Source organism: Streptomyces sp. NPDC048297, assembly GCF_043201585.1.
Lineage (GTDB): Bacteria > Actinomycetota > Actinomycetes > Streptomycetales > Streptomycetaceae > Streptomyces.
In genome coordinates this window covers 121848-145267 of record NZ_JBICZA010000018.1, presented here as the reverse complement: position 1 = coordinate 145267, position 23420 = coordinate 121848, and the positions used below count along the sequence as shown (strand labels likewise).

General features: G+C 71.4%; 20 protein-coding genes. 11 read left to right on the top strand and 9 right to left on the bottom strand.

From position 1 onward, the window contains the following. Positions 1-356: 356 nt before the first annotated feature. Positions 357-968 (top strand): hypothetical protein, encoded by a 612-nt coding sequence (locus tag ACGFYV_RS21325; RefSeq protein WP_393879975.1) that lies wholly within the window; start codon positions 357-359, stop codon positions 966-968. Between the two features lie 231 nt (positions 969-1199). Further along, positions 1200-5942, top strand: a complete 4743-nt coding sequence (locus ACGFYV_RS21320) for an HAD-IC family P-type ATPase (protein WP_393879974.1) — start codon at positions 1200-1202, stop codon at positions 5940-5942. 146 nt (positions 5943-6088) lie between these two features. Here ACGFYV_RS21320 and ACGFYV_RS21315 read toward each other — a convergent pair whose 3' ends face one another. From ACGFYV_RS21315 to ACGFYV_RS21305, 3 genes are all read right to left on the bottom strand, one after another. Beyond that, on the bottom strand, positions 6089-6907 hold the full coding sequence (locus ACGFYV_RS21315) for an SAM-dependent methyltransferase (protein WP_393879973.1): 819 nt from the start codon (positions 6905-6907) through the stop codon (positions 6089-6091). 82 nt (positions 6908-6989) lie between these two features. Beyond that, positions 6990-7241, bottom strand: coding sequence for a DUF397 domain-containing protein (locus tag ACGFYV_RS21310; protein ID WP_393879972.1), 252 nt, complete (start codon positions 7239-7241; stop codon positions 6990-6992). After that, on the bottom strand, positions 7238-8104 hold the full coding sequence (locus ACGFYV_RS21305; RefSeq protein WP_393879971.1) for a helix-turn-helix domain-containing protein: 867 nt from the start codon (positions 8102-8104) through the stop codon (positions 7238-7240). Before ACGFYV_RS21305 ends, ACGFYV_RS21310 begins: the two co-directional genes overlap by 4 nt. Positions 8105-8419: 315 nt before the next feature. Between ACGFYV_RS21305 and ACGFYV_RS21300 the strand changes: the two genes are divergently transcribed. Next, positions 8420-8878, top strand: coding sequence for an ATP-binding protein (locus ACGFYV_RS21300; protein ID WP_393879970.1), 459 nt, complete (start codon positions 8420-8422; stop codon positions 8876-8878). Positions 8879-9038: 160 nt separating this feature from the next. Beyond that, entirely contained in the window at positions 9039-9353 is a 315-nt protein-coding gene (locus tag ACGFYV_RS21295; RefSeq protein ID WP_393879969.1) for a hypothetical protein, read from the top strand. 64 nt (positions 9354-9417) lie between these two features. Here ACGFYV_RS21295 and ACGFYV_RS21290 read toward each other — a convergent pair whose 3' ends face one another. Further along, positions 9418-11385, bottom strand: coding sequence for an SMI1/KNR4 family protein (locus tag ACGFYV_RS21290; RefSeq protein ID WP_393879968.1), 1968 nt, complete (start codon positions 11383-11385; stop codon positions 9418-9420). 247 nt (positions 11386-11632) lie between these two features. Here ACGFYV_RS21290 and ACGFYV_RS21285 point away from each other — a divergent pair, with 247 nt between their 5' ends. Further along, on the top strand, positions 11633-12853 hold the full coding sequence (locus ACGFYV_RS21285) for an IS110 family transposase (RefSeq protein ID WP_393879967.1): 1221 nt from the start codon (positions 11633-11635) through the stop codon (positions 12851-12853). 37 nt (positions 12854-12890) lie between these two features. On the opposite strand, the gene ACGFYV_RS21280 is transcribed toward ACGFYV_RS21285, so the two are convergent. Then, complete coding sequence (locus tag ACGFYV_RS21280; RefSeq protein ID WP_393879966.1) at positions 12891-13337, bottom strand: PPOX class F420-dependent oxidoreductase; 447 nt, start codon at positions 13335-13337, stop codon at positions 12891-12893. A gap of 431 nt (positions 13338-13768) precedes the next feature. Here ACGFYV_RS21280 and ACGFYV_RS21275 point away from each other — a divergent pair, with 431 nt between their 5' ends. From ACGFYV_RS21275 to ACGFYV_RS21265, 3 genes are all read left to right on the top strand, one after another. Further along, positions 13769-13972 (top strand): cold-shock protein, encoded by a 204-nt coding sequence (locus ACGFYV_RS21275; RefSeq protein ID WP_030069301.1) that lies wholly within the window; start codon positions 13769-13771, stop codon positions 13970-13972. Between the two features lie 86 nt (positions 13973-14058). Continuing rightward, positions 14059-15804, top strand: coding sequence for a DEAD/DEAH box helicase (locus tag ACGFYV_RS21270; RefSeq protein ID WP_393879965.1), 1746 nt, complete (start codon positions 14059-14061; stop codon positions 15802-15804). Between the two features lie 243 nt (positions 15805-16047). Next, on the top strand, positions 16048-17037 hold the full coding sequence (locus tag ACGFYV_RS21265) for an Lrp/AsnC family transcriptional regulator (protein WP_393879964.1): 990 nt from the start codon (positions 16048-16050) through the stop codon (positions 17035-17037). Positions 17038-17101: 64 nt separating this feature from the next. Here ACGFYV_RS21265 and ACGFYV_RS21260 read toward each other — a convergent pair whose 3' ends face one another. Next, positions 17102-17254, bottom strand: coding sequence for a hypothetical protein (locus ACGFYV_RS21260; RefSeq protein ID WP_393880007.1), 153 nt, complete (start codon positions 17252-17254; stop codon positions 17102-17104). Positions 17255-17746: 492 nt separating this feature from the next. Here ACGFYV_RS21260 and ACGFYV_RS21255 point away from each other — a divergent pair, with 492 nt between their 5' ends. The 3 genes from ACGFYV_RS21255 to ACGFYV_RS21245 are packed head-to-tail and all read left to right on the top strand — an operon-like array spanning position 17747 to position 20858. Further along, on the top strand, positions 17747-19201 hold the full coding sequence (locus ACGFYV_RS21255) for an amidase (protein WP_393879963.1): 1455 nt from the start codon (positions 17747-17749) through the stop codon (positions 19199-19201). Beyond that, on the top strand, positions 19198-19407 hold the full coding sequence (locus ACGFYV_RS21250) for a hypothetical protein (protein ID WP_393879962.1): 210 nt from the start codon (positions 19198-19200) through the stop codon (positions 19405-19407). Before ACGFYV_RS21255 ends, ACGFYV_RS21250 begins: the two co-directional genes overlap by 4 nt. Further along, a complete protein-coding gene (locus ACGFYV_RS21245; protein ID WP_393879961.1) occupies positions 19404-20858 on the top strand; it encodes a sodium:solute symporter in 1455 nt (484 codons plus the stop codon). The genes ACGFYV_RS21250 and ACGFYV_RS21245 overlap by 4 nt, the downstream gene beginning before the upstream one ends. Before the next feature lie 175 nt (positions 20859-21033). Here the strand turns inward: ACGFYV_RS21245 and ACGFYV_RS21240 are convergent, their stop codons facing one another. The 3 genes from ACGFYV_RS21240 to ACGFYV_RS21230 form a co-directional block, all read right to left on the bottom strand. Then, a complete protein-coding gene (locus ACGFYV_RS21240; RefSeq protein ID WP_393879960.1) occupies positions 21034-21282 on the bottom strand; it encodes a hypothetical protein in 249 nt (82 codons plus the stop codon). A gap of 105 nt (positions 21283-21387) precedes the next feature. Continuing rightward, the gene (locus tag ACGFYV_RS21235; RefSeq protein ID WP_393880006.1) at positions 21388-22782 is read right to left on the bottom strand and encodes a cellulase family glycosylhydrolase; all 1395 of its coding nucleotides are present in this window, start codon (positions 22780-22782) and stop codon (positions 21388-21390) included. 168 nt (positions 22783-22950) lie between these two features. Then, positions 22951-23337, bottom strand: a complete 387-nt coding sequence (locus ACGFYV_RS21230) for a nuclear transport factor 2 family protein (RefSeq protein ID WP_393879959.1) — start codon at positions 23335-23337, stop codon at positions 22951-22953. Positions 23338-23420: the final 83 nt, after the last annotated feature.

Genomic DNA, 23420 nt, shown 5'->3' with positions numbered 1-23420 from the left:
CGCGCATGGCGCCGCCGCCGCACACACCGCTGAGCCCGGCCGAGCGGGCAGGGTACGGCGTACGACAGGTCAGCCGGCGAGCGCGAGGGCCGCGGTCAGGCGGTGACGGTCACGGGTTCGGGACTTCGGCTCTGGACCGGGTCCGGTACTCATGTCCTCACCTCCTTGCGGACAGGAACACGTCGACGCCCCGGCACATCGGCACATCGACACGTCTGCCGCCGGGTACCTCACTCGGCGGTATGCGGACATGTCCAGGCTTGCCCGATTTGCGCGATCTTGTCAAGGTGGAAGGAGGGTGAGAGCCGTCACGGCCCCTGGCCGCGCCTCACCTGCACTACGGAGGGAGAACGACCATGACTGGCAGTTCCCAGGCGCGTGGTTCAGGAGGCACGAAGGCGAAGCACCCCGCCCAGAACACACTGGCGCGTCCCGTGGAGGCGGTGATGACGGCAGTCGAGAAGGTCCCCGGTGCCGAGAAGGTCAAACCCGGCGTCGACCGGGTCAAGGGGATGGTCGACAGCGTCCTGGACTCCGTCGGGATCGTCCCGCCCCACGCGCGGCGGGTCGCCGCGTACACCGGCGCCGGGCTGCTCGGCGTGGTCGGTCTGGTCGAGTGGCCGGTGGCCGTCGCGGGCGCCGCGGTGGTGTGGCTCACGCAGCCGCGCCCCAAGGACGCCGAGAAGGCCGAGAGGGCTGAGAAGGCCGAGAAGGCCGAGAGCGCCGCGAGGTCCCGTGCCGAAGGGATGAGGACGAAGCAGGCCGCGAAGTCGGCCAAGGCGTCGACCGCGACGGGGACGGCGAAGAGCCGCCCGGCCAAGACGGCGTCGGCGTCGGCGAGGGCGAAGACCCGTCCGGCGAAGTCGACGAGTTCCGCGGCCACGGCGAAGGCCCGCTCCGCCAAGCGCGCGGCCACGAGCGCGTCGAGCGCCTCGCTCGCCAAGGCAGCCGTGCGGAAGAAGTCCTGACGCACACTTCCGCCCCCGCGATCACCGCTCCCTTACCCTCACCGCTCACCCTCACCGTTCACCGCTCACGCTTTCCCTCTCCGCTCACCCTCACCGCTCTCCCTCCCCGTTCCGTCCCGGCGACCGCCATCCCGTTCGCGGCCGAGCGGCAGGCCCGTGAAGCCGGGCGGCAAGGCCGTAAAGCCGAGTGGCAGGCCCGTAAGCCGAGCGGCAAGCCCGTAAAGGTGACAGATGCTGCTCCGCTCGCTGACGCTGCCCGCCCTGGCCGCGACCCTCCACGCCGCCCTCGCCGCCCCCGTCGAAGCCACGCGCGGGATCCTTCCTCCGGCCGGCGACGCGATGCGCACGGCCGCCGACCTCGTGCGCACCGGTGTGCACGGTGCCGCGACGGGCGCGGCGGCGGTGTCGGCGACGGCGCTGCGGGTCGGCAGGGCCGCCCGTAACGCGGCGACCCCTCAGGTCGGTTACTGGCGCGCCGGATCCCGGATGCACTTCGCGCTGGGGCAGCACCCGGACCTGGCGCCTCCCACGGCGCAGCGGCTGGAGGCTGTCGGCAGGAAGGTGGCCGTAGAACTGGCCGAGCACCCGGACGTCCTGTTCGCCTACTGGGACGGCGGACTGGAGCGGCTGGTCGTGCAGAGCGTCGAGAACGCGGCCGGCGAGGAGCTGGTGGACAGGGTGTCCGAACTGGCCGCCGAACATGGGCTGGTGCAGGTCGGCGAGCAGACACTGGAACACGTTCACCCCGGCGCTGCGGGAGCCGTGCGTGTCAACGCTCTCGCCTTGGCGTGCGACACCGCGGGTGTCGCCATCGCCGTGGCGGCGCGGCTGGCGTTCTTGCGGCGCGCGCCGGAGGCCCTGGTGGCCGCGGTCGTGGTGCTGCGCGAGGACTCACGGGCAAGGACGGCGCTGAGCCGCGTGGTGGGCCCGGACGCGGCCGATCTGCTGCTGGCCGCGGCCCATGCGGCCGTCTGTGGGATGGGGCGTTCGCCGAGTCCTCTGCTGCTCGACGGGGCACTGCGGGGAGTCCAGTTGGTGGAGTCCCTGGCGCAGCTCGCGACGTTCGACGCCGTGCACGACACGTTGTGCGGCCCGCATCGGCTGACGGTCGCCGCAGGTGATGTCGAGCGTCCGCGGCTGCGTTCGTGTCCAGGCGACGACTACGCCGACGCCGCGGTCAACGGGATGCTGGGCGGCGGCCTCACCACCTTCCTGTTCACCCGCAGTCTCGACGGGGCGGCCGAGGCGGTACTGGGTGGTTCGCCCAAGGCCGCGCGTTACGGCCCGGCAGGGTTCACCGCGGCGCTCGGCACCGCCCTGGCACGCGAGGACGTCCTGGTCCGCGACCCCGAGCGGCTGCGCCGGCTGGAACTCGTGGACACCGTGGTCCTGCATCCCGAGGCGCTGCGCAGCACGCGACGCACCGTGCTCGAGGTCCATCCCAGCCTGTCCGGCTGGGACCGCCAACGGTTGTGGCTGGAGGCCACGGCGGTCCTGAACGCACCCGAGGACGGGGCACAACCGTTGGGCGATCAGCAACTCGGGCTGCGGCCGGTGCCCGACGACCGGGCACCGGCCATGGGCGCTAGTGAGGCGGGGCCCGGCGAGACGGAACTGCCTGCCACAGGACTGCCCGCCACAGGACTGCCCGCCACAGGACTGCCCGCCACAGGACTGCCCGCCACGGAACCGCCCGCCACAGGACTGATGATCGCGTCGCAGCACGGCATGGACGTCGGCACCGTCCTGGTCGGCTGGGAGGTCGACCCGATGGCCGAGGCCGTGCTGGACGCGGCGCGCCAGGCCGGGCTGCACGTCGTGGTGGTGGACGACCGCACGCTCGGCGAGTTCGGCAGCCTGGCCGACCAACTCGCCTCTGCCGACGCCCCGTTGACCGAGCTGCTGACCGATCTGCGGCAGCGTGGCCGGACGGTCCTGACAGTGGCGCGCGTCCCGCACGAACGATCCACGAATGAAGGGGAGTTGACGCGGTCCGCTCGTGACGTGCTCCACGGGCTGCTGAGCAGTGACATCGCCGTCGCCGTCACCGACGAGCGCAGCGCCGTCGTCTGGGGCGCGGACATCCTGGCCCTGCGCGGACTGGAGGGCGTCTGGCGGCTGTTGTCCGCCGTGCCCGCGGCGCGGACGGTCAGCAGACGGGCCAGGTTCCTCGCCGAGGCGGGCACCACGCTCGCCGAACTCCTGGTGCTCACCCGTGGGGCACGGTCCCAACGGATCCCCTTCCCCCTCGAACTGCGGCTCAGCCCTGTCACCGTCGCGACCGCCGTGTCGCTGCTGTCGGGCTGGTTCGCCGCGCTGCCCGTCGCCGTCAGCACGACCCCCCACCCAAGACCGCGGGTGCCCTGGCACGCCCTGCGCCCGGACGACGTGATGGCCCGGCTGGCGAGGGTGTCGCGGACCGCGCCCACGGCATGGGCGGTGCTACGGGCTCGGGCCGGCCATGCCGTGGGCGCCGCGGTGGCGTACCCGGCGTTCGCGCCGGCGCGCGTGGGCGTACAACTGGCGGGCGCCGTGTGGGCGGAGCTGGACGATCCGTTCACCCCGGTTCTGGTGGTCGGCGCGACCGCGTCCGCGCTGTTGGGGTCGGCCGTGGACGCGTTCCTCGTCGTCGGCGCCGTGGCGATGAACGCCCTGGTCGGCGGCGTGCAGCGGTTGCGTGCGGAACGGGCGTTGTCCGCGCTGGTCAGGGGGCAGCGACCGATGGCGCGACGCTTCGCCGGCACCGCGGCCGGTGAGGCGCCGGCGTCCCTCGTCGACGCCGCGCGGTTGTCGCCGGGCGAGGTGATCGAGCTGCAGACGAACGACGTGGTCCCGGCCGACGCCCGGCTGCTGGAGGTCACCGGTTTCGAGGTGGACGAGTCCTCGCTGACCGGCGAGTCGCTGCCCACCCGCAAGCAGGTGGACCCCGTGCCACAGGCGGCAGTCGCCGATCGCAGCTGCATGGTCTTCGAGGGCACCACGGTGGTGGCGGGCCACGCGCGTGCGGTCGTGGTGCACACCGGCGACCAGACCGAGGCCGGCCGCGCCGCGTCCCTCGCCGCCCGGGTCCCCACCTCGGCGGGAGTGCAGGCACGGCTGCACCAGCTCACCCGTCAGGTACTGCCCCTCACCCTCGCCGGCGGCGCCGCGGTGGCCGGCCTTTCCCTGCTGCGTGGCCGCCCGATGCGCACCGCGCTCCAGGGCGGTCTCGCGGTCGCGGTGGCCGCCGTGCCCGAAGGCATGCCCCTGGTGGCGACGGTGGCACAGATGGCCGCGGCCCGGCGGCTCAGCAGGCTCGGTGTCCTGGTGCGCACACCGCGCAGCCTGGAGGCGCTCGGGCGGGTGGACACCATGTGCTTCGACAAGACCGGGACCCTCACCGAGAACCGGCTGCGCGTCCTGCGCGTCATCACCGCCACAGGTGCCGACCGCCCCGCGTCCGGCCCCGATGCGCGGGCTGTCCTGCGTATCGCGGCCCGTGCCTGCCCGCGCGTCGTCGAGCAGGCCGGCTTCCACGCCCACGCCACCGACGAGGCCGTCCTTGCGGCGGCCCCGCGCGAAACGGGGTGGACCACGGTGCGGGCCGAGCCGTTCGAGGCGAGCCGGGGCTACGCGGCCGCCGTAGGACGCGCCGCGGAGACGGACGGCGAGGCCCGCGGCGGCGGCACGGACCTGCTGGTCGTCAAGGGCGCGCCGGAAGTCGTCCTGCCCTGCTGCCCCGATGCCGACCCGGCGGCCGTCGACACGGCACACACCCTTGCCGCAAAGGGGCTGCGGCTGATCGCCGTGGCACAGCGCCGGCTGGCCGTGGGGGAGGTGGCAACGGCTCTGGACGAGCACCTGGAACACCTCGAACTCATCGGCTTCGTGGCCCTGGCCGACACCCCCCGTGCCAGCTCCGCCCCGCTCGTCGCGGAGCTGGGCGAGGCCGGCGTACGGCCCGTGATGCTCACCGGCGACCACCCCGAGACCGCCCGCTCCGTGGCCGTCTCCCTCGGCTGGCCACCGGACGTCACGGTGGCCACGGGCGACGAGCTGGCCGCGCTGGACCGAGCGGGGCGGGCACGCCTGCTCAAGAACTGCGGCGTCGTGGCACGCGTGGCACCCGAGCAGAAACTCCAGGTCGTCGAGGCGTTGCGGGAGGCGGGCCGCGTGGTGGGCATGGTCGGCGACGGCGCCAACGACGCCGCGGCCATCCGCGCCGCCGACGTGGGGGTCGGCATCGCGGCACGCGGCTCGGCAGCCGCGCGCAACGCCGCCGACCTCGTCATCACCAACGACGACGTGTCCGTCCTCATCGAGGCCATCGGCGAGGGCCGCGCCCTGTGGCGCAGCGTGGCCGACGCGATCAGCATCCTGCTCGGCGGGAACGCCGGCGAGGTCGGCTTCTCCGTCCTTGGCACCCTGCTGTCCGGTACGTCGCCGCTGTCGACGCGTCAGCTGCTGCTGGTCAACCTGCTCACCGACATGTTCCCGGCGATGGCCGTCGCGGTCACCCCCCACTCCCCGGAACCCGCCGACGAGCCGACCGCGGACGAAGGCCGGCCCGTCGGCCTTGCGGTCCTCGGCGGACCGCTGAACCGGCAGATCCGGCACCGCGGACTGACCACCGGGATCGGTGCGGTCGTCGCCTGGCTGATCGGCACCCTCACGCCGGGTACGGCACGACGCACCAGCACCATGGCCCTGTGCGGTGTGGTCGGCGCCCAGCTCACCCAGACCGTCGCGGGACGCCGCAGCAGTCCGCTGGTCCTGGTCACCGCCCTCGGAACGGCGGCCGTGCTCGTCGCCCTCGTCCAGACCCCCGTCGCCAGCCACTTCTTCGGCTGCACACCACTGGGCCCCATCGCCTGGACCGGCGTTGCCGTGGCGATCGGGACCGCTTCACTCAGCTCCTGTGTACTCCCGCACACCGACCGCCTGCTGACCGGCCTCACCACACGGCTGCGTCCCGCCGTACGGGTCGTCCGCTGACCGCACGTGTCGTCAGCTGACCGTACGACTGGTCCACTGACCGCACCGGCTCGTCCGCTGACGGAGCGTACGAGACGAAGCCGGGCGTGGGCTTCCCACGAGAGGTGACCCGGTGCCCGGCCGGTCGAGCTGTCGGCCGGGCCCGGTCAGCGCTTGATTCCCACGCCCGCCAGCAGACTGATCTGGGCGTCCGTGGGCTCCGTCCCGTCGGTCCGGGAACCGTCGGGCCGCCAGCGGTGGCAGCAGACGATGCCGGGGTCGATCAGGTCGAGTCCGTCGAAGAAGCGACGGACGTCGCCGTGCGAACGGAACTGCACCGGAGACCCGGACTTGGTGTAGACCTCCGCGACCTTGTTCCAGGTCTCGGGGTCGAAGTCGGGCGTGCAGTGGTTCATGGCGAGGGCACTGCCCACCGGGAGCGGGTCGAGCAGCCGGCGCACGACGGCGTACGGGTCGTGCGGGTCGGTGATGAAGTGCATGAGCGCGTTGAGGGAGAGGGCGATCGGCTGGTCGAAGTCCAGGACCTCCGAGGCCTCCACGGCGGTCATCAGCGCGTCGGCGTCGGTGACGTCCGCCTCTATGTAGGCCGTGCGTCCCTGCTTCGTGCTGCGCATGAGGCGCTCGGCGTACTTCAGGACGAGGGGGTCGTTGTCGGCGTACACGACGCGGGCCTCGGGCACCAGGGACTGGGCGACCTGGTGCAGGTTGGGCTCGGTCGGGATGCCCGTGCCGATGTCCAGCCACTGGCGGATGCCGTGCTCCTGCGCCAGGACCCGGGTGGCCCGGTGCATGAACGCCCGGTTCTCGCGGGCCGTCATGTAGATGCCGGGATGCGCCTGGGCGGCGACCAGGGCCGCTTCCTTGTCGATCTCGAAGTGGTCCTTGCCGCCGAGGAAGTAGTCGTACATCCGGGCCGAGTGCGGCCTGCTCGTGTCGAGATCCCGGCCGACCTGCCTGGTGGTCATGTGCTTCCTTTCATCGGTGTGTCTGTCGGCCCAAAGGCCAGGACCGGGACCGGTGTCGCCGTCCCTGCTGCCCGCCGCCGGTTCACCCGGCGGCCAGGTGATCGGCCAGGCCCTGTTTGACCCCGCGGACGAACGCGGCGATCTCCTCCGGCGCGTAGATCAGCGCCGGCCCGGCCGGGTCTGTCGACTGCCGTACGGCCACGCGGCCGTCGGCGAGCAGTTTCGTCTCGACGCACTGGCCGCCGTTGGGCCCGCTCCAGGGACGCTCCCAGCCCTGTTCCCCGAGATCGCGGGCAGGCATCCCGTTGTAGACGCCCTCGTCGGTGATCGTCATGAGTACTCCTTGCGCATGCGGTTCAAGAGCGCCTTGCTGTCCTCGGACGACGTCAGCAGCGACATACGGGCGTGCGCCTCGAGATGGGCGACGACGTCCGCGCGCTGGTCCAGGTAGACGGAGGCCGACAGGAGTTCGCTGTAGACGATGTCGGGCAGCTCGGGTTCCTCGAACCGGAAATACGTGAACGGGGCACATGCCCCGACATGCGCGCCCGCGGCGAAGGGCACGATGTCGATGCTGACGTGCGGGAGTTCGGACATCTCCAGGAGCCGCTCGATCTGCTCCCGCATCACGTCCGGGCTGCCCACCGCCCGGTGCAGGACGGCTTCTTCCATGACCACCCACAACGTGGGGGCGTCCTCGCGCTCCAGTAGGCTCTGGCGGCGCAGCCGCAGCTCCACGCGGCGCGCGAGTTCCTCCTCGGTACCGTTCGGCAAGCCGCCGCGCAGCACGGCGCACGCGTAGCCGGGGGTCTGCAGAAGGCCGGTGACGTACTGGGGTTCGTAGGTGCGCAGGGTCTTCGCGCCGGTCTCCAGGCTGACGTAGGCGGTGAACCAGCTGGGAACGGCGTCGCGGTAGGAGTGCCACCAGCCGGGCTCGTTGGCCTGTTCGGCCAGGTCGACGAACTCGTCGATCTCCTGACGGTCCGCGCCGAAGGTCTCCAGGAGCTTCTCCACGTAGAGAGGCTTCAGCGCGACCTCGGCCTTTTCCAGCCGGCGGATCGTCAGAGTCGTCACGCGCAGTGCTTTCGCCGCGTCCTCCAGCGAGGCACCGGCGTCCACCCGCATGTCCTGCAGCCGGCGGCCGAGGATCATGCGAAGGACCGTCGGCGCGCTGGTGCCGGAACGGGCTTCGCTCACGCCCAACCTCCTGAGAATTCATCAACAAGACCATTCTGGCAGTGACTTGATGACGACGCCAGGGTGATACCCGCGCAGTTGAAATTATCAGGGAGCCGGTTGCAGCATGAGCACGATCACGCGCATAGTTGACATGTGAGCAGTCGAGTCACAGCTCTGACGCAGCATCCGGCCCGGACGGGACGCGCGGTGCTGATGCCGTCGTGGGCACCCCCACCACGGGCGCCGGCGCCGGCATGCGCCTCTCACCGCTCGAACCGCAGCCCGAACCCCCACACCGTGCCCTCCCCAGCACGGCACCGGAAGGCGACATCCGTGACTCTGCCCACGCCCTCAGCCCCCGCCGCGAACACCGCCTTAGCCCCGACCGTGCCGCGTCGGGAGTACTGGTTCGGCCTGCCCGCCCTGCGCACCAGCGCGAGATCCGCCCGCGACACCGTGCGCGACCGGCTGCGCGCCTGGAAGGTGCCCGGCGACACCTGCTGCGACGCGGTGCTGCTGGTCTCCGAGCTGACCACGAACGCCGTGCTCCACACCGACAGCGGTCATGTCCTGTGCGGCCTCACGCTGACCAGCGACGAGCGGCGCCTGCGTATCGAACTCCACGACGACGGCCGCACCCCGGTCCGCTCCCCCCAGCACCGGGCCGGCCCCGACGAGGAGGGCGGGCGGGGCCTGTACCTCGTCCAGCAACTCGCCGACCGCTGGGGCTCCGCGTGCTCGACGCGGGCCCGGGGGAAGGTCGTCTGGGCGGAGTTGTCCGCGTACCTCTGAAGCGATGGGCACCGGTCGGCACCGCACGGACCCACAACGTCCCCTTTGCGGGGCGAGGAGTCCCTTCTCCTCGATCCACCTACAGAAGGCGCCCATGAGCCCCCATGGCGAAACCGCTTCTCCCGTCGTGCTGTACGTATGCGCCGACCGAGCCCCGGGCGTGCCCGGAGCTGCCACACAGTGCGCGCAGACGGAAGGCCACGCGTTCGCCCAGGAGCGCGGGCTGACGATCGCCGAGGTCGTCACCGACACCTACGGTGAGCCCGACCCGGCCCGGCGCAGAGGATGGCGGCGGGTGCGGCAGTTGGTACAGACGGGCCACGTCACCGCCGTACTCGTCCGCTGGCCCAGCGCCATCGCCCCGGAGTCCGCGCACGAACTCCGGCACCGCGAGACCGCCTGGCTCCACGACCACGGCGTGCGCGTCCGGTACACCTGGGCGCCCTTGTCATCGAGGAGCGGCGAAGCCCCGTGATCCCGCTCGGCGATGTCCGGATCCTCGACTCACCCGACCCCTGACGGCGGCAGCCGTCATCGAACTAGGATCCGTGCGGCCCGGTTGGTCCTCCAGAACCCAAGCGGATCACCGCGTACCTCTCGCCGTCCCTCGGTGGCCGCGTCCATGAGCGGGTGGTGAAGGTGTGCAGCCGCCCGCTCACGATGGCGTGACGCGGCAAAGACGCACCGAACTCGTCGGCCACCGCCTCCAGCAACGCCCTCTCCACCGCGGACCGCTCCACCAACGTCCGTTCCACCAACGGCTGTTCCGGCTCGGCCCCGTCCTCCAGCGCGCCGAAGAACCGGCTCGGGTCCAGGGCCCGCGGTACCTCCCCGCTCTGCCGCATCTCTCCGCCCATGTACGTGAACGCGTACTCCTCGGCACCGTCTCGCGCCACCGAAAGGTGGAGGAACGGCTCCCCGTGCCAGTTCCTCAGGCCGCTCCACACCACCACCGCACGGGTACCGGCACTGGCGCCCGCGGCCGGGGAGACGAACCGCCGCCGCTCGAACGAAGCGGCATCGCCGTCGAAGGCGAAACTCCAGCCGGTGCCGGCGCGCCCGACCGCCATGAGCGCCCGGTCGTCGTAGGACGAGAAAACCCTTCGGTTGTGGAGCGACCTGTCGCGCGCCTCCTGGAAGGTCATGGGTTCGTCCAGCACGGCGCCGTCCCCGTCCGTGAGACGTCCGGGCAGCTCTTCCGGCTCCACCCCTTCCACCAGGACGAACCGGAAGGACCTGCGGTTGTTGCCCGGGTCCGGCTCCGCCAGCCACGCCAGATCGTCCGGATCGAGCCCGCCCGTCGGCCTCGGTGCCTCACCCGCATGCCCACCCCGTGGCACGGAGAGCATCTCGCGGCCCCGCTCCGGGGTCAGCATTGGCCCGAGCAGGGGGTCGGCCACCCACCCCAGCGGCACCAGGTGGTCAGGTCCCAGCGGCTCCCACAAGGGCAGAGCGTCTGTCAGAGTCCGCCACGCCCCGTCGGTGTCTCCCCACCGCGCCAGCTCCCGCGCCCGCTCGACCGCCTCGCCGAACGGTCCGGCCGCCGTGTACCGGTACGTGCCGCTGCGCACCTGCTCCAGCGTCGCGTAGGCCAGTGACACCAGGTCGTCGCCGGCGCCCCGCAGATGGAACGTCAGCGTGTCGTCGTCCCGCCACGACTGCGCCGCGTGATCGGCGACCAGCGGTGGCAGGAGGTCGGGCGCGTACCGCGGGTCCGTCACCAGACCGTCGAAGTACACCATGTAGGTCTGTCCGAGCAGGCGGCGTATCTGGTCGCCCAGCCCGGTGGCCCGCGGTCTGCCGTACCCCTTGGCCTCGTCCAGCGCCTCGGCGGCCCGCTCCCAGTCGCCGCGCAGCACCTCCAGCCGGGCCTCCTCCACCAGGGAGTCCATCTCTCGCGTCGTGTCGTTGGCGAACTCCGCCTCGCCGGCGCCCCGGTGAGCCCCCAGACTGTGGAACTCCCGGTACATGTCCCGCATGAACTCGAGGAAGTTCGCGTGCCGCTCAGGTGGCGCGGCCCGCCAGGCGGCCCACGTGTACACGGCCCACTCGCCGTCCTCGTCCATGTCCTCGGGATCCATGAGGACGTGGACGACGTCGGATTCGACGTCGAGTTGCAGTCCGCGCCGCCAGAGGTCCACGTCGCGCCGCGCCTCGGGCCCCGCGTCCTCGTCCAGGTACTCCTCGAAGATGTCCGCGAGTCCTGACTCGTTGTCGTGCCAGCGCGCGTCCGCGGTCCCCGCCAGCAGCCACACGAACCCGCCCGCGTGCCGCCACCCGTCGCTGACCTTGAGGAACTCCCGGTACGACGGCGGCATCCGCTGGCCGAGGCGCTCCTCCATGGCCGCGATCCGCTCTGCGGACGCGGGCGGGAACCCCAGCCAGCGCGACCGCCGTGCGGTCACGTCGTCCTCGCTCCGCGTCTTCCCGTCCGGCAGGGAATCCGCCCACTCCCCGCTCCACCTGAGCAGGAACGACCGCCAGTCGAATGCCGTGGTGTCCGTCATGCGTTCGATCCTGCCACCCACCACTGACATTGATACTCGTACGCGGGTTCCGGCGGTCGTGGCTCTGCCACTGACTGGCGCCCTGCTGGGCTGTCTTCGCGTTGTTCTGCCCGGCCGCCGGAACCTGGTTCTCATGGCTCCGGCCGGGCGGACCATGACCTGATAGGAGCTTGGTCAGAAGCCCCTTCAATGTCCTGTCTGAGCCACCCGGCCGACGCCACCTCCGGCTAGGAAGGCGTTCACCAGCATGGCAGCACAGGCCCCGGAAGACACTACTGGCACCGACCAGAAGGTGTTCGGAGGCGTCGACTCCCACACCGACACCCTCCATGTCGCTGTCATCGGCGACAACGGCGGCCACCTCGCCGACGCCGAGTTCACCACCACCCCCGCCGGGTACGCCGCCGCCCTGGCCTTCCTCGACGCCCACGGCCATGTCACGGCGATCGGGGTGGAAGGCACCTCCTCCTACGGGGCCGGCTTCACCCGCGCCGCCCGCGCGCGAGGGCACCAGGTCATCGAGGTCAACCGCCCCGACAAGGCCGGACGCCGCCGGATCGGCAAGTCCGACCCCATCGACGCCTACGCTGCAGCCCGCGCCGCCCGGTCCGGGCGGGCCTCCAGCGCGCCCAAGGACGACACCGTCACCGGCATACGCGCCCTGCACAACGCCGCCCGCTCCGCCGTGAAAGCACGCACCGCCGCGCTCAACCAGATCGGCAGCATCCTCGTCACCGCCCCCGAGGCCATCCGCGCCAAGTACGGCCCGCTGAAATCGATGGACCGGGCCGATGCCCTGGCCCGGCTGCGGCCGGCCGGAGACACCCTCCACGCCGCGGTCCTGACCGCGCTGAAGAGCCTTGCCCGGCGCGTCAAGGAGCTGACCGCCGAGCATGAAGCCCTCACCAAGGCCCTGGACACTGCGGTCACCGCGGACAACCCCGGCCTGCGAGCCGCCCACGGAGTCGGCCCCGACACCGCCGCACAACTGCTGATCACGGCAGGCGGCAACCCCGAACGCATGCGGACCGAGGCATCCTTCGCCGCCCTCTGCGGAGCCGCCCCGGTCCCCGCCTCCAGCGGCAGGACCAACCGCCACCGCCTCTCCCGGGGCGGGGACCGGGGCGCCAACTCCGCTCTCTACCGCATCGCCCTGGTCCGCATGGGCAGCGACGCCCGCACCCGCGAATACGTCGCACGGCAGACCGCCGCCGGACGCACGAAGAAGGAGATCATCCGGCTGCTGAAACGAGCCATCGCACGTGAGGTCTTCCGCTGCCTGACCACCACGGTCAACGTTCCCGAAGTCGCCGACCTCCGCCCCCTCCGGCAGTCCAAGAACATCACCCTCACCGCCGCCGCACGACACCTCGGCGTCTGGCCCACCAGAATCTCCGACATCGAACGCGGAACCCGCCGACTCGACGACCTCGCCCACGCCTACCGCACCTGGCTCCAAACCGCTTGACCAGCAATAGGAGCATCAACGCCCCCGGGTGCGCCGGTCAGGAGGCGGGGACGGGGCCGCCGGGGCGGAACCGCTCCACCCCGACGATGTGCCGCACCTTGACCGGGCGCACGATCACCGCGACCCGCTGCTCACCCGGCATGATCCACTCGAAGCGCTCGCTGCCCAGGTACTTGCGGGCCAGCCGGTCCATCAGGTCGTGCGCCTCCTGGCCTTCGACGAAGCGGGACACCACACCGCTGATCTGCACGCGGTCGAAGGGGTCGACGGCGTCCGCGTGCGAGAGGTAGACGCGGGGGTCGCGGCGCAGGTTCTCCTCCTTCACGCGGCCCACCGACGTGTTGAACATCAGCTCCCCCTCGCCCTCCAGATCCACCCACATCGGACTGACCTGGGGTGCTCCGTCGGCGAACACCGTGCCGACGTACCAGATGTTGGGGGCTTGCAGCCGGGCGCGGACGGCCTCGTCGAAGTTCGCGGTCATTCGGGGAGATTATCAATCGTGAACGGTGGCCGGGTTCTGGGGAGTCGTGGATTTCCGCGGCCAAGTCCGTTGACGGGAATGGTCTGTTCGCGCGTCTGCGACGGGAAGCAACACCTTCCCTGGTGCGACGCGGTTCCACGTGACGACGCGGTTCCACGCGACCAGGTCCTGGTCGCCGTCCGGGGAGCGCCGGGACGGTCGACCGGGAAGCGGTGATGATGTTGGAATATGTTCGAGAATGTTAAGTTCTGCCTGGCGTCGATCGGGTGAGGGAATGCATCCGCGGGCCCGGAGTTGTGCTACGGTTTGGGTGTTGCAGTTGTGGTACCCATGAACCTATGTGCGCCTGACGGGAATGCTTTCTCCTGCAGGCGCATATTTTGTTTTCCGGCATCTCCGGATGGGGCCTCTGCCTACAGAAGGAGAAGGTCATGGCACAGGGAACCGTGAAGTGGTTCAACGCCGAAAAGGGTTTCGGCTTCATCGAGCAGGACGGCGGCGGCCCCGACGTCTTCGCCCACTACTCGAACATCGCGACGCAGGGCTTCCGTGAGCTCCAGGAGGGCCAGCGGGTCTCCTTCGACGTCACGCAGGGCCAGAAGGGCCCGCAGGCGGAGAACATCGTCCCCGCCTGATCGCCGGACGCGTATCCGCTCACCGGGGTCCGCACCGTATGGTGCGGACCCCGGTTTGTGCTGTTTCCAGGAAGGCAGACCACCGCATGTCCCGCAGGCCCCAGAAGTCGAACCGGCGCGCCTCGTCACCCCCACCGTCCGCGTCGTCACCGACAGAGTTCCGGCTGCCGGAAAGCAAGACCCCCGCACTTCCCGCCGTCGAGGACTTCGCCGATCTGGACATGCCCGCGGGGCTGCTGAAGACCCTCACCGCGCAAGGCGTGACCAGTCCGTTTCCCATCCAGGCCGCCACCCTGCCCAACTCGCTCGCCGGCCGCGACCTGCTGGGACGGGGACGTACCGGATCCGGCAAGACCCTCGCGTTCGGGCTGGCGCTCCTCGCCCGTACGGCCGGACTGCGCGCGGAGCCCAAGGCACCGCTCGCCCTCGTGCTCGTACCCACCCGTGAGCTGGCCCAGCAGGTGACGGACGCGCTGACCCCCTACGCGACGGCCGTGAACCTCCGGCTGGCCACCGTGGTCGGCGGGCTGTCCATCACCAAGCAGGCCGGTACCCTCCGGCGCGGCGCCGAGGTGGTCGTGGCCACTCCGGGCAGGCTCAACGACCTCGTGGAACGCGGCGACTGCGTGCTCGGCAGCGTGGGCATCACGGTTCTGGACGAGGCCGACCAGATGACCGACATGGGTTTCCTGCCGCAGATCACCAAGCTGATCCAGAACGTACGGCCCGACGGACAGCGCATGCTCTTCTCGGCCACCCTGGACCGCAACATCGACCGCCTGGTGCAGCGGTTCCTGACCGACCCCGTGGTGCACTCCGTGGACCCGTCGGCGGGAGCGGTGACCACCATGGAGCACCACGTGCTCCACGTCCTGGACGAGACCGACAAGAAGGCCGTCACCACGCGCATCGCGGCCCGTGACGGCCGGGTCATCCTCTTCCTCGACACCAAGAGGTCCGCCGACCGGCTCGCCAAGCGACTCCTCTCCGTCGGCGTCCGCGCGGCGGCACTGCACGGCGGCCGTACCCAGCCGCAGCGCAACCGCACCCTGGAACAGTTCAAGAACGGCCAGGTCACCGCGCTGGTGGCGACGAACGTCGCGGCCCGGGGCATACACGTCGACGACCTCGACCTCGTGGTCAACGTCGATCCGCCGACCGACCACAAGGACTACCTCCACCGGGGTGGTCGTACGGCCCGCGCCGGCGGTTCCGGCAGTGTGGTCACGCTGGTCCTGCCCGACCAGAAGCGGGACGTCACCCGGCTCATGTCGGACGCGGGTGTCCGGCCCCGGACGGCCCGCATCACGTCGAGCGACGCGGAACTGGCCACCCTCACCGGCGCCCGCGAGCCTTCCGGCGTGGCCGTCACCATCGAGGTCCCCCAGCCGGCGACACCGGCGGCTTCCCGCCCCGACGGGAAGAACGGCACCAAGCCCGGCAGCAGGCGATCCGGCGGCCGGCGCCGAAGCGGCGGCGGGGCCAAAGCGACGGCAGGTGCCGCCACCAGGACGGAGAGCCGGGGCTCGGACCGCCGGGCCGCGGCCGGCACGACGGGGGCCGGTGGCACCTCCGCGACCGTCGGACGCGGCTCTGCCCGCCGGACGGGATCCGGCGGGGGCACGGGCGGTGCCGCCGGCGCGGGCCGCACGTCCGGCCGCCAGTCCTCGCCCGGTACGGCAACCGGCGCGGCCTCCGCCAAGGCGGGCCGCGGCTCCGGTCGGCGGGCGACCGGCGGCGGAGCGGGGAGCGGCACTGCCGGAACCGGCGGGCGTAGCTCCGATCGCGGCGCCGATCGCGGAGCGGACCGTCGAGGCGGCCGACGCGCCTAGAGTCCGCCGACGCGTTCGGCCCCCTGCCGGCCCGGGTGGGGCTGCCGGGTCGAGGGGGCCGAACGCGTCCATGCGGAAAGCGACTTCGGGCTCGCCGTCTCGCGGGGCGCCGGCGGTCGGGACTCCGGTCGCCGAAGACCCGGTCAGGAATGCCAGCGGCGGCGGCGTGGTCCGAAAGCCGCCCCTGGTGGCAGGTGTCCAGCCGAAGTGGGGCGCGTCCACGGCGTATTAGGCTGTGTATTCGTGACCTCTCCCGACGTGCCGGTCGACGACCTCGACCAGCGGATCATCGCCGCCCTGCAGATCGACGGCCGCGCCTCCTGGCGGCACATCGCCCGGGTGCTGGGAGAGCCGGAGCGCACCGTCGCCCGGCGCGGGCTGCGGTTGCTGGAGAACCAGCTGGTCACGGTTGCCGCGCTCGTCCCCTCCGGGGACTGTGTGATCGCGCGGCTGCGCTGTGTCCCCGACGCCACTCGTCAGGTCGCTCTGGCCACCGCGCGGCGCAAGGACACGATCTTCACCTATGTCGTCACGGGCTCCTCGGACTGCGTGGCCGAGCTCCAGTGCCCACCGGGCCGGCTGGCCGAACTGGTGCTGGACGACCTTCCCGCACTGCCCGGTCTGACGGCGCAGCAGGTCTATCCCGTGCTGCGGTACTTCCGCACCGTGCACGAGTGGCACCCGGACATCCTCGACCCGCAGCAGGTGGCGGAGCTGCGCCGCTTTCCCACCCCCGACGACTCGGCGAGCAGACCCGACATGGAGCTGGACCCGGAGGAGCGCGCGATCGTCGCGGCCCTGGCCGAGGACGGCCGGCATACGCACGAGGAGCTGGCCGCGCTGGCGGGCGTCTCGGAGGCCACGGCGCGGCGCCGCGTGGAGGCGTTGTCCCAGGCGGGTGTGGTGAGCATCCGGGCCTCGGTGGAGCCCGCCCTCCTGGGCCTGCCGGTGGAGGCGCTGCTGTGGATCCGCACGCGTCCCGACGCGCTGGAACGCGTCGGCACGCTGGTGGTGGAGTCCCCCTTGGTGCGCTACGCGGCAGTGGTCACCGGCGAGTACCAGCTCCTGGTGCACGTCGTGCAGCCGTCGAAGGACGCGCTGCTGGACTATCTGGCCCACGCGTCCTGGGTCCCGCACGTGGAGGCGGTGGAGTCCCAGTTCGTCGTGGAGGCGCTCAAGCGGAGCGCGACACCGACGCCACGACTGCGCCGGCTGCTGTCAGAACCCGTGTAGCCCGTCACCCGTGTAGCCCGTCACCCGTGTAGCCCGTCGGCGACGACCCCGGCCAGGCGCGCGGTCAGGTCCCGGCCGTCGGGGACGAGCCGGTGGACGAGACCGCGGCGGTACAGCTCGGTCGCCGAGATGCCCTGCCGATGATCGACGAGAGCAGGGAGGTGCGGACCACGCGTCCGCGTCCGCTCGCCCGCCGTTCGTACAGGGCCGCCGGCACGCCGGTCACGCCGAAGAAGCCCGTGAGGAGGCCGCGAGGAGGCCGCGAGGAGGCCGGCGATCGGCGTGCCGAGCTTGGTGGGCGCGCCGGGTTCCCCGGTCAGGCTCATCAGCCCTGCCTCGCCCTGGGCGATCTGGTCGTACCCGGCCCGCCGCCCCCGGGTCCGTCGTGTCCGAAGCCGCTGATGGAGAGGATCGCCAGGCCCGGGTCGAGTTCCCGCGTTCTCGATCAGTACGTCGGCCCGCCGCCCCAGCCGGGTCACCAGCTCACGGCGGACCCCAGCCGCGGGTGTCGTCACCGTGGCCGGGGAAGCGGAGCCGGGGGAAGCGGAGGTGAAGGGGGAAGTCATGGGCTGTCCTCGTCATCAGAGGCGGAATCGTTCACGAGACAAGCATGACGTGACTGTTTCCATCTAGGGTACGCAACTCTTGACTTGTTTCGTCTCCTCGGCTCAGGATGTGGCCCACCGAGAAACCGCGTGACGAGGACCACATGAACGAGGACATCTGCTATCTCGACGCCACGGATCTGATCGAGCTGATCCAACGGCGCGCACTTTCCGCCCGGGAGGTAGTCCAGGCACATCTCGACCGCATCGCGCGGATCAACCCGGAGCTCAACGCGATCGTCACGGTGGACCCGGAGGGCGCGCTCGCCGCCGCGGCCGTGGCCGACGACCGGCTCGCCGCCGGTGAGCCGACCGGCCCGCTGCACGGCCTGCCGATCGCCTTCAAGGACACCCACCTGACCGCGGGCATGCGCACCACGCACGGCTCCCCGCTCTTCGCCGACCATGTGCCGGACGAGGACGAACTGCTGGTCAGCCGCATCCAGCAGGCGGGCGCCATCCGCATCGGGAAGACCAACGTGCCCGAGTTCGCCGCGGGCTCGCACACCTTCAACCCCGTCTTCGGTGCCACCCGCAACCCCTACGACCGCTCCCGCTCGGCCGGCGGCAGCAGCGGCGGCGCGGCGGCTGCCCTCGCCGCCGGGCTCCAGCCGCTCGCCGACGGCAGCGACATGGGCGGCTCACTGCGCAACCCGGCGTCCTTCTGCAACGTCGTCGGCCTGCGCCCGACCCCCGGCCGGGTGCCCGCCTACCCGGCACGCAACCTGTGGGACACCCTGGGCGTACCCGGCCCGATGGCGCGCACGGTACGGGATGTCGCGCTGCTGCTCTCCGTCATGGCCGGCCCCGACCACCGCTGCCCGACCAGCCTGGACACCCCCGGTGCGGCCTTCCGCGCCCTGCCCGCCCCGGCCGGGCTGCGCGGCCTGCGCATCGCCTGGACCCCCGACCTGGGTGGCCGCGTGCCGGTCGAACCCGACGTACTGGCCGTCCTCGAACCGCAGCTGCAGGTCTTCCGCGACCTCGGCGCGGTCGTCGTCGAGGACTGCCCACCCCTCGACGGCGCCGAGGAGGTGTTCCGGACCCTGCGCGCCCAGGAGTTCGACCTCGGCCTCGGCGCACTGCTCGACAGCCACCCCGAGCAGCTCAAGCCCGCCATCGCCTGGAACATCCGGCAGGGCCGCCGGCTGAGCCAGGCCGACCTCTCCGCCGCCGTGGAGTCACGCTCCCGACTGCACGTCGCGGCAGCCGAGTTCTTCGACCGCTACGACCTTCTCCTGGCCCCGGTCAGCCAGGTGGCGCCGTTCCCCGTCGAGTGGGAGTACCCGCTCACCGTCGCCGGGCAGCCGCAGCACAGCTACCTGGACTGGATGCGCTCCGCCTACTTCCTCACCGTCCTCGGCGTCCCCGCGCTGTCCGTCCCCGCCGGATTCACTCCCGGCGGACTCCCCGTCGGCCTGCAACTCGCCGCACGCCCCAGGGCCGAGGCCGCACTGCTGCGGGCCGGCGCCGCGTACGAGGCGGCCACCGGCCACGGCCGGATACGGCCCGCCCTCCCCTCCGTCCCCAGCGAGCGTCCGATCGGAGCGAGCAGATGACCCCACCCATGCGATACGCGGTGGCCGCCGTCCCGGCCGTCGCCTTCTTCGCCACCCCCTTCCTCCCCTTCGTCAACACCACACGCCTGTGGCTCGGCATGCCGGCCGCCGTCGTCTGGGGCGTGCTCTGGACCATCGGCACCACTGCCGCACTCGGCCTGATCGATTGCTTCGGCACGCACCAGGACGAGGGGGACGCGGCATGAACAGCACGATGGTGATCGCCCTCGCCGGCATGCTCGGTCTGGCCCTCCTCGGCGCGAGCGGGCGACGGGCCCGAGCCCGCTCCCACGACCTGGGCGACTGGACCGTGGGCGGGCGCAGCTTCTCCACCCTCACCTCCTGGTTCCTCCAGGCGGGCGAGTTCTTCACCACCTTCAGCTTCCTGGGCCTGGCCGGGCTCGCCTTCAGCGGTGGCGTCGCCGCCGTCTACGCCCTCGGCTATCTCGCCCTGGGGCTGATCCCCATGTACTTCCTCGCCCCCCGCTTCTGGAAGCTCGGCCGCGACCACGGCTACGTCACCCAGGCCGACTTCTTCGCCGAGCGCTTCCGCAGCCCGCTGCTCGGCAAGGTCGTCGCCGTCGTCGGCGCGGTCTTCCTGCTGCCCTATCTGCAACTGCAGATCACCGGACTCGGCGTGATCGTCCAACTGGCCACCGGCAGCCACTCAGGCGCCCAGCTCAGCATGGTCCTGGCCACCGCCCTGACCGCGGGCTTCGTCCTCCTGGCGGGCATCCGGGGCATCGCCCGCGCCGCCTACGCCAAGGACGTCCTCATGGTCGTCGCCCTCATCCTGCTGCTCGTCGCCGTCCCGGTCGGCATCCACGGCGGCTTCGGCGGCCTCTTCTCGGGCATCCAGCACAGCCACCCCGAACTGCTGACGCTCCATCAGAATGGCCTCGACGGAACCTGGTTCGTCTGCGCCATGCTCATCAGCAGCATCGGCACCGGCTTCAACACCATGCCGCACCTGTGGCCCGCCCTGCTCTCCGCACGCAGCGGGCGCGCCCTGCAGAAGAACTACGTCTGGCTGCCGCTCTACCAGATCGCGCTCGCCATCCCCATCGTCATCGGCTTCGCCGGAGCCTTCGTACTGCCCCGCACCACCGCACCCAACCAGGCCCTGCTCACCATGGCCGGGCAGGCCCTGCCGGGCTGGCTGGTCGGCGTCGTCGCGGTCGCGGCGGCAGGAGCGGCGATGGTGCCCTCGGCAGCCATCGTCATGGGCATCTCCTCGCTGGTCTCGCACAACCTGCTGCCGAAGCGCCTGGGCGCCCGGGGCCGGCTGCGCGCCAACCACCTCGTCGTGCTCGCCGCCGCGGGCCTGGCCCTGCTCCTCGGCCTGAACCGGCCCGATCTCCTCGCCAACCTGCTGCTGCTCACCTTCGGCGGCCTCGCCCAACTCGCCCCCGCGACCGTCGCCGGACTGCGCGACCGGGTCAGGTTGGGCGCCCTGCCGGCACTCCTCGGCATCGTCACCGGCGTCGCCGTCCTCACCTGGCTCACCTTCGGTGGCGTCGACCTCGGCAGCGTGGACGCGGGCCTCATCGCCCTCGTCCCCAACATCGCCGTCACCTGGGGCGCCCACGTGCTGCTGCGGGAGCGGACCTCCGTACCGGAGGAGCGCGCGGTCGAACTGACCGGCTCCCCGTTGTAGGCAGCGCACGCATCCGGGGCGGGGCTCCACCAGGCTCACAGGGCACGACAGAACGCCCGGAGCCCCATCCCGGAGCCCCACCCCGGCGCACTGCCGAGCCTGGCGGGTGCAACCGACCCGGAGGGAGCCTGTCCCTGGCCGGACGAGGAAGCAGACGGCCACCGGCTGAGCCGGCCTACGAGGACGACTCGGGACCGTCGTCGCCGACCTGCTGGAGACTGCTCCGGCGTTTCGTCCGGTGGCTGCGCCGATACCGGCCATGCAAGTGGAGAGCGACCACCATGCCTGCCGTCAGCGGCCACCACAGCGAGGCCCCGTTCTGGGCCATCTGTATGCCCTTCCACAGCAGAGCGATCGAGATCAGCGGACTGAGCCATCCCATGGCGACGTCGAGCGGACCGCCATCCCTGAACGGATTCCGCATGGTCGGGTTCCTCTGCTCCGCGGGCCCGCGTGATCACGGCGTCGGCGAGTGTAGTTTTCGCCCCCATCCACGTCATCGCCTGGGCGCGGTCAGAAAAGCAGGCACTCAGCGGCGAGTGACCGTCACCGTCACGCGAGCCCCTGGTGTGGCCGTCACCCATGCCCTTCCCGGGCCGTGGCGGCGGACCGTGGCCTTCCCGCGGACGGTGATGCTCCAGCCCTCGGAGGGCAGGGAGACCTCGGTGGTCCGGGGGCCCGGACGGGCGGAGGAGTCGTACGTCAGCCGGTACACGCCTGCGTCAGGGTCGTAGGCCGATGACCTCACGGTGCCCGCGACCGCTTCCGCGTACGGTTCGGCGGTGAGGTCCTTGTTCGTGCGGAAGGTACCGTCCTGGTCGACAGCGCAGTAGCCGCCGCCGTAGCACCACACGTATCCCGCCCAGCCGGAGCTGTACCGGCCGAGTGAGGCCATGGCGTCGCGGTAGAAACGGCCCATGTTCGGCAGGGAGTTGTTGAGCGGCCCCCATTCGCCCACCACCAGGGGGACCTTGTACTGCTCCGGGTACCGCGTGACGGCCTGCTCGTAGGCCTCGACCCAGCCCGAGGACGGGTCGTAGTCCGCGCCGGCCTCCATGGCCGTGTTGTAGAAGTGCGGTGCGTAGACCACCTTCTTGTCGTCCACACGGCCGAGGCCGGTCGGTACGGCCTCCCCGACGATCGGCGTCGGCTCGACGAAGACCCAGCCGGCACGGTCCTCGGAACGGATCGCGTCCGCCACACGGTTGTACATCGGCGTCAGCTGGTCGCGTTCGATGCGGCGGGCCGCCGACGGCAGGTCCTCACCCGGCCGCAGCTCTCCCATCGGCTCGTTGATGACGTCGTAACCGATCACGGCGGGGTGGTGGGAGAAACGACCGGCGAGCACCTTCCACATGCGGGCCTGCGCGCGCTGGAGGTCCTCGTCCTCGTACAGGTGGGTGAAGGCACGCTGCACCGCCGGTTCGTAGTACTCCGAGAACCAGTCGTCGGGGTGCGGCTCGAACGGCAGCCCGTCGGTTCTCGTGGCCCATTCCGGAATGCCGCGGTGACCGAAGGCGGGGCCGAAGACGTCCTGGTGGGCGTCGATGACGACCCGCACGTCATAGCGTTCGGCCCAGTCCAGCACCCGCTCGATCTTCCTCAGGTATCCCTGGCTGTACCGGCCGGGGCGCGGCTCCAGGTCGTCCCAGAAGACGAGCAGGCGGGCGAAGTCGAAACCCTTGGCCCGCATGTCGCGGAAGGTCTGCTCCGTGATGGCGGACAGGGCGGTGTCACCCCGGTGCACCTTGTCCTCGACGTTCCAGCCGCGCAGTGTGAGCGTCCGGCCCTGTACGTCGGTGAGGACGGGGGCGGTGGAACGCGCGGTGCCGGCATGGGCGGCCGAGGCCGGGAGCGCTGAGGCCGGGAGTGCCGAGGCCGGGAGCAGCGCGGCTGCCAGAGCGGCCGCGAGGGTGACACGCAGCAAGTGGACTCCAAGGGCGAAGTCGGGAGAAGACGACGACGTCCGGGAACGGCGGGGCCGTCTCCTCGGGGACGGGTCGCTCGTGGTTCTACCGGTCGGTAGGCGACATGGGAATCCCTTGAGCAGGTCCACTTTCCCCTACGAGACGCGGCGGGATCGTCTCGTCTCTCACCGGAAGAACGCGTTCATCCCCGGAATGTCCGAGAGGAAGGTCTCGATGCCGGCGATCTTGCCGTCACGCAGGCGCATGACCGGCGCGAGGTACTCGTCCAGCACCGCATCGTCCCTGCGCGCGGTGTTGTGCAGGGAGAGTGCCACATTGTCCCGGCTGACCAGGATGTGCAGCAGCTCGAAGTTCAGGCCGTATCCGGCGATCTTCTGGGCACGCTCGACCACGGCATGGGCGCCGACGGCTGTCCCCGAGATGGTGTTCTCGCCGGGGAGTGTCCACGTGGCGTCATCGTGCAGCAGGGAAAGGATCCCGTCCCAGTTCCCGGCGACCAGGAAGGAGTGGAACTGTTTGCCGATGGCGTAGTTCTGGTTGTCGACGGTCATGACGGCTTTCCTTTCGGACAAGGTTCGAATGAGTTTCGGACTGAGGCGGTCGGACTGAGGCGGTCGGACTGGGGCTGTCGGAC